Annotated in this window: 10 protein-coding genes and 1 tRNA gene; 8 read left to right on the top strand and 3 right to left on the bottom strand. The window is 51.7% G+C overall.

Annotated elements, in window-relative coordinates:
- Positions 1-34: 34 nt before the first annotated feature.
- A complete protein-coding gene (locus DPEP_RS02085) occupies positions 35-1,060 on the top strand; it encodes an ABC transporter substrate-binding protein (RefSeq protein WP_005659152.1) in 1,026 nt (341 codons plus the stop codon).
- Positions 1,061-1,189: 129 nt separating this feature from the next.
- Positions 1,190-2,704: a DUF1846 domain-containing protein gene (locus tag DPEP_RS02080; protein WP_005659151.1), complete on the top strand. Its 1,515-nt coding sequence runs from the start codon at positions 1,190-1,192 to the stop codon at positions 2,702-2,704.
- A gap of 38 nt (positions 2,705-2,742) precedes the next feature.
- Here the strand turns inward: DPEP_RS02080 and DPEP_RS02075 are convergent, their stop codons facing one another.
- From DPEP_RS02075 to pap, 3 genes are all read right to left on the bottom strand, one after another.
- Positions 2,743-3,768, bottom strand: coding sequence for a ketoacyl-ACP synthase III (locus tag DPEP_RS02075; RefSeq protein ID WP_005659150.1), 1,026 nt, complete (start codon positions 3,766-3,768; stop codon positions 2,743-2,745).
- Positions 3,769-3,918: 150 nt separating this feature from the next.
- On the bottom strand, positions 3,919-4,506 hold the full coding sequence (locus DPEP_RS02070) for a hypothetical protein (protein WP_005659149.1): 588 nt from the start codon (positions 4,504-4,506) through the stop codon (positions 3,919-3,921).
- A gap of 46 nt (positions 4,507-4,552) precedes the next feature.
- On the bottom strand, positions 4,553-6,076 hold the full coding sequence (gene pap / locus DPEP_RS02065; RefSeq protein WP_005659148.1) for a polyphosphate:AMP phosphotransferase: 1,524 nt from the start codon (positions 6,074-6,076) through the stop codon (positions 4,553-4,555).
- A gap of 177 nt (positions 6,077-6,253) precedes the next feature.
- Here pap and ppk1 point away from each other — a divergent pair, with 177 nt between their 5' ends.
- The 6 genes from ppk1 (at position 6,254) to DPEP_RS02035 (ending at position 13,040) form a co-directional block, all read left to right on the top strand.
- Positions 6,254-8,380 (top strand): polyphosphate kinase 1, encoded by a 2,127-nt coding sequence (gene ppk1, locus DPEP_RS02060; protein ID WP_005659147.1) that lies wholly within the window; start codon positions 6,254-6,256, stop codon positions 8,378-8,380.
- 1 nt (position 8,381) lies between these two features.
- A complete protein-coding gene (locus tag DPEP_RS02055; protein ID WP_005659146.1) occupies positions 8,382-9,320 on the top strand; it encodes a CHAD domain-containing protein in 939 nt (312 codons plus the stop codon).
- A gap of 15 nt (positions 9,321-9,335) precedes the next feature.
- Complete coding sequence (locus DPEP_RS02050; RefSeq protein ID WP_005659145.1) at positions 9,336-10,898, top strand: Ppx/GppA phosphatase family protein; 1,563 nt, start codon at positions 9,336-9,338, stop codon at positions 10,896-10,898.
- Positions 10,899-10,927: 29 nt separating this feature from the next.
- Complete coding sequence (locus DPEP_RS02045; RefSeq protein WP_005659143.1) at positions 10,928-12,223, top strand: amidohydrolase family protein; 1,296 nt, start codon at positions 10,928-10,930, stop codon at positions 12,221-12,223.
- A 38-nt stretch (positions 12,224-12,261) separates the two neighbouring features.
- Positions 12,262-12,335 (top strand) — tRNA-Gln (locus DPEP_RS02040).
- A 483-nt stretch (positions 12,336-12,818) separates the two neighbouring features.
- The gene (locus DPEP_RS02035; protein ID WP_005659140.1) at positions 12,819-13,040 is read left to right on the top strand and encodes a helix-turn-helix domain-containing protein; all 222 of its coding nucleotides are present in this window, start codon (positions 12,819-12,821) and stop codon (positions 13,038-13,040) included.
- Positions 13,041-13,629: the final 589 nt, after the last annotated feature.

The raw sequence follows: 13,629 nt of genomic DNA, 5'->3' as shown, positions 1-13,629 counted from the left end.
GTTTAGGCGGCCATAGCCCCAAAGGAGGTATGCAATGCCATATCGTAATCGTTACGTGATAGGTTTTCTGGCGGCCCTTATGTGTTTCATGTCCCTTCCCGCCATGGCGGCAAAGGTCCCCACCATCAAGATGGGTGATTTCAGCTGGGATAGCGTTCAGCTTCATAACAGGATCGTCGGTTTCGTTCTGGAACACGCTCTGGATGTGGAGGTCGAGTACGAGTTCGCCGAGACCATGCCTATCTTGATGGGCATGTCCAGAGGCGATGTAGACGCTACCACCGAGATTTGGTCCGACAACATAAAGGAATCTTGGGAAAAGCTGTTGAACGAAGGCAAGGTTCTCGATCTCGGGACCACCTATCCGGACGCCGTTCAGGGATGGTACGTGCCTACCTATGTCGTCGAGGGAGATCCCGAGAGAGGGATAGAACCCATGGCTCCTGATCTCAAGACCGTCGAGGACCTGAAGAAATACAAGGATCTTTTTGTTCCTAAGGCTGGAGGAGACAAGGGCAAGGGACGTTTCTACAACGGTCCGACCGGCTGGGTTACCTACACGGTGAACACGGTCAAGCTGAAGGCCTATGGGCTTGACGAATACTACGAGAACTTCAGCGCCGGTTCCTCCGCCGCTCTGGCGACCGCCATATTCTCGGCTTACGAGAAGGGCGAGCCGGTTTTCGCCTACTACTGGGAGCCCACTCCTCTCATGGGGATGTTGGATATGACCATGTTGGAGGAGCCAGCCTACGAGCATATAAAATGGGACGAGAAGACCTACGATTGTGCCTTCCCTCCCTCTAAGGTACACATAGGGGTCAGTACGGCATTAATCGAGAAATGCCCTCAGGCCGTCACTATATTGGCCAATTATGAGTCTACTCTCAGTCAGACCAACGCTGCTTTGGCCTACGTGGAGGAAAACAACACCTCCATCGAAAAAGGGGCTATCTGGTTCTTGAAAAACTACCCCGATCAGTGGAAGAACTGGTTCCCCATTGCCAACGATTCCAGGATAGAAAAAGTGGAAGCGGCCTTGAAAAAGGAAAAACTCTAGATATATACCGAGGGATAGGGAAATATAAAGGGGACAGGCGTTTTCGTCTGTCCTCTTTCGTTGATATCGCAACGATGGACCGGAAGCGTAGGAGCTAGGCGCTATTTTAAGGACCTTGGGGGGCTCTTTATGGTCAGGTACGGATTCGACTCGGAGAAATATCTCAGGCGGCAGACGGACGCGATCCTACGTCGAATGGAGGAATTTGACAACAAGCTTTATATAGAGTTCGGGGGAAAACTCATGTTTGACTATCACGCCGCCAGGGTTCTGCCCGGTTTTGAACCGAACGTGAAGATGAAGCTCCTTGAGAGATTCAGAGATCAGCTCGAGGTCGTGATATGTATATACGCCGGGGATATCGAGAGAAAGAAGATGAGGGCCGATTTCGGCATCACCTACGACATGGACGTTCTCAAGATAATAGACGACCTGACAGAGAGGGATATTGCGATAGGGGCCGTCGTGATAACCCGTTTCGACGATCAGCCTGCGGCAATCATGTTCAGAAATAAGCTTGAGCACAGAGGGGTCAAGGTCTACGTCCATAGGTCCACAAAAGGATATCCTACCGACGTGGATACCATAGTAAGCCCCGAGGGTTACGGGGCCAACCCCTATATCGAGACGGAGAGACCGGTAGTGGTGGTTACCGCTCCCGGGCCAGGAAGCGGAAAGCTGGCTACCTGTCTTTCACAGCTGTATCACGAGCACGGGAGGGGTGTCAGGGCTGGTTACGCCAAGTTCGAGACCTTCCCCGTCTGGAATATGCCTTTGAAGCACCCTGTCAACGTAGCATACGAGGCCGCTACGGCAGACATTGGAGACGTGAACCTGATCGATCATTTTCATCTGGAGGAATACGACGAGAGGACGGTAAACTACAACAGGGATCTCGACGCCTTCCCCCTGCTCAGGCATATCCTGGAGAAGATAACCGGAGAACGCTCCCGCTATCGCTCTCCTACCGACATGGGGGTCAACCAGATTTTCTTCGGTATAGACGACGACGATGCGGTTCGAACGGCGGCGACCCAGGAGATAATACGCCGATATTTTCATTACTCCTGCGACTACCAGTCCGGGGCCGTGGAGAAGGCGGCGGTGCAGAAGGTATCCATCCTGATGGAGGAACTAGGGGTGAAGCCGGAGGATCGTTCGGTGGTGATCCCCGCCAGGAATGCCGCTCGGGGCGCAAAGGCCAAGGGGAAGGGGGCCGACGGGGTCTTCTCCGGTGCAGCCATGGAACTCGCGGACGGCACGGTCGTGACTGGAAAGAACTCCCATCTGTTTCACGCCGCGTCCAGCCTGGTCATAAACGCTGTGAAGATACTGGCCGGCATTCCCGACGGGATCGACCTTCTCTCCATAAACGTCATAGATTCTCTGGGGCACCTAAAGAAGGATATCTTGGGAGACAAGATGTTAGGGTTGGATCTGGAGGAGACGATGACCGCCCTCAGCATCTGTGCGGCTACCAATCCTGTCGCGGCCGAGGCGGTGGAGAAACTCAGGGAATTGGAGAACTGCGAGGTTCACCTCTCCCATATTCCCTTGCCAGGAGACGAGGTCGCTTTCCGTAAATTGGGGGTGAACCTCACCAGCGATCCCTGTTTTGCCTCTCGTTGTCTTTTCGATAGATAAACGAGGCGTGGTCCCGCGGACCACGCCTCGTTTATCTGTTACATTTGGATAACCGTGGCGCCCCAGGAGTAGCCTACTCCGAAACCGCAGACGAGGACGGTATCGCCTTTTCCCAGCCTCCCCGAATCCTGCGCTCTTCTCAAGGCCAGGGGTATCGATGAGCTGACGGTGTTCCCCGTTTCCTCCATGTCCACGACGAACCGTTCCTCCGGTATCTCCATTGTCTCCCGCAGTTTCTCCAACATCATGTGGGTCGCCTGATGGAAGACGAACAGGTCGATTTCTTCCATGGAGAGCCCGTTGTTCGAGAGACATCTCTCTATCACCGGTGGAACCTCTCTGACAGCGAAGGCGAAAACCTCCGGTCCGTTCATGTACAGGTTTTCCTTGGTCCTGGAGTTCCCGTATCGGTTCGTGTACAGCTCCTTGGTCTCTTCGCAACAGGGAGAGACCGTTCCGCCGGCTGGTATTATAAGGTTGCCGTGACCTGCTCCGTCGGTTCCGAGGACGAATCTGCCTATTGTCCCGGGCGCTTCTTCCGGTTCGGTCGAAACAAGGGTCGCAGTAAAGCCGTCTCCGAAGATCGTCCTGGTGCTCTTGTCCCCGGGATGGACGTATCTGGTAAGGACGTCTCCGGTGATAAGGAGCACCTTTTCGGCCATGCCCGATTTGACCATGGCCGAGGCCATGTAGAGTCCGTAAACGTAGCCGGAGCATCCCAGATTGTAATCCAAGGCGCCGCAGTCCTTTCTTAGCCCCAGCTTATCGTGGACGATGCAGGCGGTGGAAGGCATTATGTAATCCGGTGTCTCGGTGCAGAGAAGGAGCATGTCCACCGATTCCCTAGGTGTGCCCGATTCCTGGAAAAGCCTCTCCGCCGCGGCGGTCCCGAGGACCGATGCCGTCTCGTCTTCTCCGGCTATGGGCCTTTCGTCTATGCCGGTCTTGCTCTTTATCTTGTGTTCCGTCCAGGTACCGAATTCCTCCACCAGATCCCGGTTCGTCAGTTTTCTTTCCGGCAAATGGTAACTTACATGAGCTATCGCGGCTTCTCTTCTCTCCACGATGATTCCTCCTTTTTTACTCTTGTCTCTAACCTCTTGGGGCTACAGGGAGTTATCATTATACGATAAAAAGCGTCTATTCATAGTACCTGGTCCGAAATACTTCGACAAAAAACCGGAGCCTTAGCCTTAGGCTCCGGTCCGGTTATATCAGAAATTGAGCTCCATTTTACTGTAACCCTCGGGTATGGTAAACAGTTTTTCGTCCTGAGGTCCTTCCTCTATATCGACGTATTCCATTGTGATCGTTCCCATAGGAGTCTCCGACACGGCCTTGACGGCGGTCTTGAGTTTGGGGGAGAACCATATGGTGGAAGGTCCGAATCCCTCCTCCTGGGGGGTGTGTCTGTATACGTCGCATCTATACTTTCCGACGGTCTCCGACGGAAGCCTCTCTATTTTTCCGTCCTCGTCGGACATGGTCTGTCCTACCTCCATTTTCAAATCCTCAGGGGAGTTTAGGGTCGATTGGCTCTCCTCGCTTTCCTCGTCCTCTCCCATCTCGATGTAGATTTTCTCTGCCGGTACTATGGAGTAGGTCTTGCCTGTTTCCTCGTCAAAGAGGATCACCGCCTCCGGTTGTTCGTGCCGGTGCCATTTTCCCTTGACGAATATCTTGGCTTTGAAGGTCCCTTCCGAACTCTTCGTGACCATGGTGGCCGAGTACTCCGCTGCCTGGACGGAAGTCGCTATAAGAACAGATATCAGCAGGGTTATGGATATGATCGTTTTTCTCAACTAGGTTACCTCCTTTGTCTTGTCCTCGGTGAGGTTCGGATGGATGTTACCTCGGTTCTGTCTTTTTAGACAGGGCCATCGGTCTCAATGCCTCTAGTCCGGCGTAGAGAACGGTCTGGAGAACCTTTATCCTTGCGTGTAATTTCGAGTTGGCCTCGACGATAGTCCAGGGAGCGTAGGTGGTGCTGGTGCGCCAGAGCATCTCCTCCACTGCTTTCTCGTATTGGTCCCATTTTTCCCTGTTTCTCCAGTCCTCTTCCGTTATCTTCCACTGCTTGTCCTCGTCCTCTTCTCTAGCCTGGAAACGATTCAGCTGTTCCTCTTTGTCTATCTGAAGCCAGAATTTCACGAGAACCGCTCCGAAATCGTGCCATTGTTTCTCCATCTCGTTTATCTCGCTGTAAGCTCTCTTCCACTCGATAGGGGAGCAGAACCCCTCGATCCTCTCCACCAGTACCCTCCCATACCAGGTTCTATCGAATATGGCTACGTGACCAGCTTTGGGAAAAGCCTCCCAAAACCGCCATAGATAATGGTGTTTTTTCTCAAGGTCGTTGGGAGCTCCTACAGGGATTACCTGATAACCTCGGGGGTCCATCTTCTGGGTGAGTCTCTTTATGCAGCCCCCTTTTCCCGCTGCGTCCCAACCCTCGAACGCCACTATCATCGGCCGTCTTTCCCGATATAGGGCGTATTCCATCTCTCTTATCCTCTCTTGAAGGGACGAGAGTTTTTTCGAGTATTCTTTTTTCGGTATGTCCAGAGATAGGTCGACATTGGATAAAACCGTCGGGGTGTCGATTTTCTCCTCCAGATCGCTGGTCTCGGTTTGTCCTACGTGAACGGGAGCAGGATTCGTCCTGTCCAGACGCTCCTCTAGCGCCCGGGCTACGGTGGACAGGACCTTAGCCGTAGCGAATCGTCTGTCGTGTGCTTCCACTATCGTCCACGGAGCGTAGGCTCGATCGCTTTCCCTTATGATGGTCTCCATCACCGGCATTATGTCGTCGTAGTCTTTGTAGGCGTTGAGCCCCTCTTTGTCCCGTACCTCCTGGGCCAGGTCGTTTTTCTTCAGCCGTTTCAGCCTTTTCTTCTGTTCGGATCTGTTTATGTGGAGAAACAGCTTTATCAGCAGGGTTTCGCCGTTTACGATCTGCCGTTCGAAGGATCTTATCTCCTCCATTTTCTCTGCTATAAGTGCCGCTCCGTCCTTTTCGTTCAACCGCCACGAGTCCATAGCCTCTCTGTACCACGAGCGGTTGTAGATGGCCATCCTCCCTCCCGGAGGCTGCATCTTCCAAAAGTGGTACATAGGAGGGTAGAATTTATCGGAGACGATCGTATCCGTCACGTTGTATACTGAGAAACCTCTAGGGTCCAGGGGCAATATGAGTTCGTTCATGAGTGCCCCTTTACCGGATCCCTCCCATCCCTCGAACACCACCATTACAGGGATATCGGCATCTCTCTGTCCTCTCTGGAGCTCTCCCAGTCTCTTGGTGAGGTCGTCTTTCATGTCTGAGAAATTCTCTTTATTCAGTTTTCTGGAAAGATCTATCTTGTCCAACATCTCGGGGGCACCTCCTTCATTTTTACCTCTCTGTAACTTTGAATTTATCGATGTGGCTGTAGACTGTTTTAAGGTCCCAGCCCTTGACACAAAGAGCTCGATAGCCTAGTTCTATTTATAGCGGTATTTTCATTATAGCTTTTTTATCGTCCTTTTGACGAGAGAGGGAGGGTACACATGTCCGATTCGAAAAATCTGCCCGATTTACACAACCCCGATCTATATATCAACAGAGAGCTTAACTGGATAGATTTTGACGAGAAGGTTCTGGTAGAGGCCATGGACAGAGATAATCCTCTTCTGGAAAGGGTCAAGTTTCTGTCCATCTTCCATAACAACCTGGACGAGTTTTTCATGGTCCGCGTGTCCGGGCTGGTGCAACAATACATAGAGGGGGTCAAGGAACTTTCGGTAGACGGGTTGTCTCCGGCTGATCAGCTGATGGCGATACGTTCCAGGCTGTCTTATCTGTTGGATCGGGCGGATAGCTGTTGGGATAATCTGAAGGCCGAGCTGCTGGAAAAGGGAATTCCGATAAAAAATTACGCCGAGATCTCCGAGGACGTCAAAGAAGGTCTGAGGAGGTATTTTATAAAGGAGATCTTTCCGGTTATAACCCCTATGGCCATAGATCCCGGAAGGCCCTTTCCCAAGATATCCAATCTTAGCCTTAACTTTCTCGTGATGCTTCAGGATCCCGGCGAGGCCATTCACTTCGCTAGGGTAAAGGTCCCTGATAGTTTCAAACCATTCGTCGCAGTTCTCACCGGCAGCGAGTTCTCCGTCTACCGTAAGTTGGGGCTTACTTTCAGGAGCGGTGGAGAGTCTCTCTGGATAGAGGAGCTGGTAAAAGCCCACATAGACACGCTTTTTCCCGGATACCGTGTTTTGGAGGCCCATCTGTTCCGTATCACCAGAAACGCCGATATCGAGATCGCCGAGGACGATGCAGGCGATCTCATGGAGGCCGTGGTGGAAGGGGTCGAACGGCGTCATTTCGCCAACGTCGTGAGGCTTGAGATCTCCTCCGACATGCCAAAGGAGATGCGCCATTTCCTGATGGGACGGCTCCACCTCGAGAAGTGGCAGATATTCCGATGTAAGAGACAGATGGGGATGTCCCGTATAATGCAGTTGGCCGGATTGGACAGGCCTGACTTGAAGGACGAGCCCTTTCGCCCCAGGTTGCCCTATCCTCTATCGGGAGTAGAGCCGTTACTTCCTCAGATAAAGAAAAGGGATTTGGTGTTCTATCACCCCTACGATAGCTTCTCCCCGGTCTTGGATTTCATAAGGCGCGCCGCTTCGGATCCGAACGTACTGGCGATAAAGCAAACTCTGTACAGAACCGGTTCGAACTCCCCCATAGTGGCGGCTCTGATGGAGGCTCGTCGTAACGGCAAACAGGTGACGGTCGTGGTGGAGCTGAAGGCCCGGTTCGACGAGGAGCAGAACATAGTGTGGGCTAAAGCACTCGAGGACGCCGGCGTACACGTCGTCTACGGTCTGTTGGGCTTTAAGATTCATGCCAAGCTATGTCTGGTCATAAGAAGGGAACAGAACAGGCTCCGTCGTTACGTCCATATAGGTACGGGTAACTACAATCCTGGGACCGCCAAGGTATACGCCGATCTGGGTTTTTTTACCTCTCGTTCCGCCATATGTGCCGACGTAACCGAGCTTTTCAACGCCATGACCGGCTTCTCCCACCAGCAGGATTACAGAAAAATTCTGGTCTCCCCTATGACGACTAGAAAAGGAATAATCAGCAGGATATACAGGGAGATAGAGAGACAAAAGAGCGATGGAGACGGGTATATCGCCTTTAAGATGAATCAGCTGGTTGATCCTAAGAGCATCAGGGCCCTGTACAGCGCATCCATCGCAGGGGTCAAGGTGGATCTCCAGGTGAGGGGGATATGCTGTCTTAGACCCGGATTACCCGGTATCAGTGAGAACATCAGGGTTACGTCCCTGGTGGGCCGGTTTCTCGAACACGCTAGGATGTTCTATTTTCGAAACGGAGGGGATGACGAACTTTTTATAGGTAGTGCCGATATAATGCCCAGGAATCTGGACAGAAGGGTCGAGGTTCTGACTCCCATCGAGGATCCGAATCTCCGTCGTTCTCTTGTGGACGATCTCCTGATGAGACATCTGGAGGATACCGCCAATGCCTGGGAGCTCCTGCCCGACGGAAGTTACATCAAGGTCTCATGTTCGGACGGGGGATATGCTTTCGATTCTCAGAGGTGGATGATGGACCATCGAGAGGGTTGGAATCCTGTCTTGGAGGATGAGTGACGTGAAAGAGCGTGAGAGACACGACTCGTACTGCGGCAGAATCCTGCTGACCCACATGGAGGTTTTGAGGAAAAGCTCGGAAAAGCTTATATCCGGAGATCCCGATGTAGAGTGGCTTCATAAGGCTAGGGTGGCGACCAGAAGGATTCGATCGGTATTGGAGCTAATGGATGGTCTGTTCTCCGAATTGGATCTCAAGGGATGGAGAAGGAAATTCAGGGAGCTCGGCAGAGGTTTGGGAGAGGCCAGAGATCTGGATGTTAGGATGGAATTTCTATCCGACGAGGAAAAATGCGGCTACGATGGAACCGTAGGGATCGCTAGACTTTCTCTCAGACTGAGGCAGAGGAGGGAGGCCTTGAATCCTTTTTTATTGGATGTCGTCGAAAGTTCCCTTCGGTGGAATCTCTGGGCTGCGGTGAGCGATCGCCTAAGCCCTCTGATGGGTAAAAGCTACCTGGACGACGGCAGAGAAGACGATTTCCCCAGGGAGTGGATAGACTTGGCTCTGGATGACAGGACGTTGAGGGTCGTCGGTCACGATGCCTTCGTGCGAAGCGGATACAATCGAGATTTGTGGCATCGCCTGAGAAAAGACGGCAAAAGGCTTCGCTATACCATGGAGATATACGATCCTGCCATAGGGGGAGGCTTCAAAAAGTCCATCTCTATCCTGAAGGAGATGCAGGATAGACTGGGGCTTATCCACGATCTGGACCTCTGGATCGAGTGGCTGCCGATTTTTCTGGAGGATGAAAAGGAGAGGACCAGGGTTTATTTCGGCCATCTCAGGGGATTTCGCAAGATCGAATCGGACGTGAAAGCCTTTCGGAATTCATTGACAGACCGTTTTTCCTCCGAGAAGGTCTTTTTTATGGAATGGTGGCGAGGACTTTCGGAGGATCGGTTTTGGAACGGTTTGTTAGGAGATGAAATCTAAGGAGGAGGTGGCTCGATGGGACCGGGAGAGGGAAACGACAGGAGAGCCGCTTTTATAGATCTAGGGACGAACTCCGCCAGGGTTTTGGTCGTCTCTCTGCGTAACGACGGAGTTTTCCACGTGCTGTCGGATCAAAAAGAGTCGGTCCGCCTCGGCGAGGGCGAGTTCAAGACTAATAGGTTGACCTCAGATGCCATGGACAGAGCGATCCTGGTGCTGAGTCGTTTCGCTCAGTTAGCCCGGAGCCTGGGAGTCTCGGACGTTATGGCCGTAGCTACCTCGGCCACGAGGGACGCGGAAAACGCCGATGTCTTTATCAACAGGGTTAAAAAAGAAGCTGGTCTCGATCTGAAGATTATATCGGGACTGGAGGAGGCCAGGCTTATACACCTGGGAGTGGCCAGAGGCTACCATCTAGGTAACGACGAAGCTCTCTTTATAGATATTGGCGGAGGAAGTACCGAGCTTATCCTGGGAGGACAGAACGATTTTTCCTTTCTGGATTCCCTAAAGGCCGGGACTATAAGGCTTTATAACGATTTTTTCCCCTCCGACTATGTTGGCCCTGTCTCGAAAGAACTCTACAGGGACATGAAGCGCTACGTAAGAGGACGAGGAATCCGCTCTTTAAAACACATAAGGTCGTCTCAGTTCAAGAGGGTCTTCGCGTCATCCGGAACGGCCAGACATCTACAGGAAATCGCTGCCGGGCTTTTTCCCGACTTGATAGACGTTCCCGTGGACGGTCCTGTCCTGTCCCTGGATGCGTTGAGAAAGGTCTCTCGAGTTTTATGTCCTATGTCCGCCGACGAAAGGGAAAAGGTAAAGGGCGTGTCCAGCCGAAGAAAGGACATAATAATAACCGGTGCGGCTATCATGGAGACCGTTATGGAGGAGCTCAGCCTCGACAGGGTTACCGTGACCGACAGAAGCCTTAGAAACGGTATGCTTGAGGATTACCTAGTGAAACACGGTCTGATTGAGGGACTTTCCATCAGGGAGGAGAGCGTACTTCGGCTGGGGCGCTCATGTGGGTTCGACGAACGACACGGAAGGCATATCGCCAAACTGGCTCTGGACCTGTTCGACAGTTCCGGGAAATTAGGGCTCCACGATCTAGGGGCAGGTGCGAGAGAGCTTCTTTATTATGCCTCTTTGCTGCACGATATAGGCATGTTCCTTTCCTTCAGCGATCACCATCACCATGGCGCGTATATTGTGAGAAACGCCCAGTTGTTGGGCTTTACCGACATGGAGCTTCAGATTATGTCCTCTTTGGTCAACTATCACAGAGGAAAGAGGCCCAAAAAAAGCGATCCCATGATTTCCGGTCTCGATGGCTGGGGAGTCGCGATAGTAAGAAAATGCGGCGTTTTTTTGAGGATGGCCGAGAGCATGGACAGGAGCCACCGGTCTATCATCGAGGGGGCTATATTCGAGAGCGAGGGTAAGAGGGTTCGTCTATCCTTGAGCCTGAGAGAACCGGAGGAGTGGGAGCTGGAGAGATGGGCCGTCGAGAGGGATATGACGGATTTCAAGAAAATTTTCGGGAGAACTTTTTCCCTTCTAGCGGTATAATATCCCTATCTTCTGATGGAGATGGGGGAATGATTTTGAACAATAGGCGACTTTTTATAGGTTCTCTAGAGCTTGACGGACGTATCGATCGTGGCTACGTATTGGCCAATGGAGATAGGATAGAGGCGGTAGGATGGGGAGAGTTGACCGTTTCCGGGTCGGTTCCCGTAAGGGTATTCCATCCCGATGCCGTGATTCGACAGGGCCAGTTCAACGCTCATTCTCATCCGGAACAATCCATATATGTCGATATGGTCGATCCCGCCTGGGATCTGGGTATCTGGTGTCGTAACACCATCTACCGTTACAGTCCCTTTCTCACTCCTAGGCAGGTTCGGCTGGCATGCCGAAGGGCTTTTTCCAGGATGGCCCTTTACGGTACGTCGACGGTCATGGTCTCCTTCTACCTGCATAACGGCAGGGGAAACCTGTACGATAGAGAGGTCATAGCAGCGGCAAGGGACGTCGGGATCAGGCTTATCTTTGGCAGGATGACCTACGATGTGATATCCAAGGATGCCTATGAGGGTAAGAGGAGGTCTCAAGAAGGATATTACGAGACTGCCGAGAACGGAGAGAGGTATCTCAGGGAGCTTATGGAACTTGAGGGATCCGATGTTGTGGTCGCACCGGCGGTTCACAGCATGCACGGTTCCACCAAGGACGCTATCGTGACCGCCCTCCGTGTTGGCTACGAGTTGGATCGTCCCGTCCAGTTTCATCTATCGGAGGACAAGGGAGATGTCGATATATCCCTTGATAATTATGGATGTCGTCCTGTGGAGTTTCTGGATTCTCTGGTGAGTTCAGGCAAGGTCCCTGGGCTGGATAAAATGATTGTGTCCGATTGTTGTTGGGTGGATGAAACGGAGAGGGGCTTGATGGCCGATAGAGGAATTTCCGCAGTCGTGAATCCCAGGATGAACGATAGGGTTGGAGTCGGTTTTCCCGATCTTCCTGGCCTGGTCGATTCCTCTATTCCCCTGTTTCTCGGAACCGACGGAGAGGCTAGCAACGACGATCTGTCGTTGGAGAAAGAGAGATCCTTCCTCATAAATAGGTACGATGGGGTTGTCTCGCGTTCCGTGATCGATGAGATAGGGAAGGGGACATTTGCCTTCGGAGATAAAAAGATAGGACCTTTCAGGCCGGGGCGTCTATGCGATTTCAGGGTGGATGATAAGGACGGAAATACGGTCCATCTTTTCGTAGGAGCATCCCAGGTAGTCCGGGACGGTCGACTGGTAAAGCTCGACTTGGAGTCCGACGTGGAGGTTCCTTTGAGAGAGGAGATAGAGAAGATGAGAGAGACGGTGGAAATTTAGCCGTTTCTACTCTATAATACCCCTTGCGATGTGTTTTTTGCCCCGTGGTGCAAAGGCAGCACAACGGATTTTGGTTCCGTCGATCCTGGTTCGAATCCAGGCGGGGCAGCCAATGCCTGTAATACCAGTGGTTTAGAGCTTTTGATGGAGTTTAAAATGCCCTCCAATAACGACGGATTTACATAATTTGACGCATTTACTTCAATGAAAAAAGATAGATCCATGGTATGGACGTTAACACAGTAGCCCCGTCTTTTCCCTGTTCCAGCAGGGTTGAAGGTGGGGCTTTTGTTGTACCCTCATTGTAACTATTTTTTCCCTCATAGGAAACACTAGACGGTGGCTATCTTCCCTTGAAATGACTCTGTATGACTCTGTATGACGCTCTATGATGCTCTATGACTACCATCGACATCGTTGGTTAATGTGCATACGCTATATATGGGGTGTGGGGTTTTTGGAGCGTTTGGCGTTATTCCCCTTGTGTTGCAAGGCTTTGTGCCCGTTTTTAGGGCAATGTTGCTCCTTGTAAAAGACCCTATAGTGGTATAATGGATCGTAGGAAATAAAATTTTCTTAAGAGGAGGTGGAGACCATGAAGTGTTTCCCTGCGTACAGGCGGTACAGGCTCAACATGGGTATCGGATCGGACAGGGAGTTATCCCGTAAGGCGGGGCTAGCGGAACAGCGGGTTTCTCTGTGGTTGCACAGTAGGCCATTGCGAGGGGACGAAGCGGAGAAGCTGGCGGCGTTTTTGGGTTGCGAGGCGACGGACATATGGGACCGGGAGACAGGAAGGCCGATTCCGGCGGCGTGACAAAAAGAAAGCCGTCTCCCGAGGGCTGGAAGGCGGCGGAAAGGAGCTGGTAGCGTTGGTTGTTACTCAAGATTATAGCACAGAGTTACTTGTGGATACGAAGGTTATTGATGAAGCTAGGCGTTTGTTGCGGGCGTTATGTCCAGTAGATGGCACGTTTGACGAAGTTGGAGCAAATATTTATAGGGCCTTGGAGGAGACTGTCCGTAAATCTTTAAAAAATCTGTTCAATGGTTCTTCGGTCGATAAATATATCACTACCTTTGATTATTTGAACGGTCTGTGTTTCTCTTCCTCCCTTTCTCCTTTTTTGGGGCATTTCGTGAGGAACGAGCTAGAGAGACTCGTTTTAATGGCAGAGACAATAAACGAGTGTTGTCAGAAAAAACTTCCTACATCCTTGTTCCGAATGGTGATCGAGAGTACAAAGAAAGGGAGAGGTTGGCATGAAAATTGTCTTACAAGGATAGAAACACCTTGTATTGAACACGATGCGGGCCCCTGCATTGCAAGTGTCAAATCCAAAGAAGGAGTGGCTGTCGGTTTTGCTCATAATGGAGTCCGGATACTGGAGTGTTTCAATCTGGAA

Source organism: Dethiosulfovibrio peptidovorans DSM 11002 (assembly GCF_000172975.1).
Classification (GTDB): Bacteria; Synergistota; Synergistia; order Synergistales; family Dethiosulfovibrionaceae; genus Dethiosulfovibrio; species Dethiosulfovibrio peptidovorans.
This window is presented reverse-complemented; position numbering and strand designations above follow the sequence as displayed.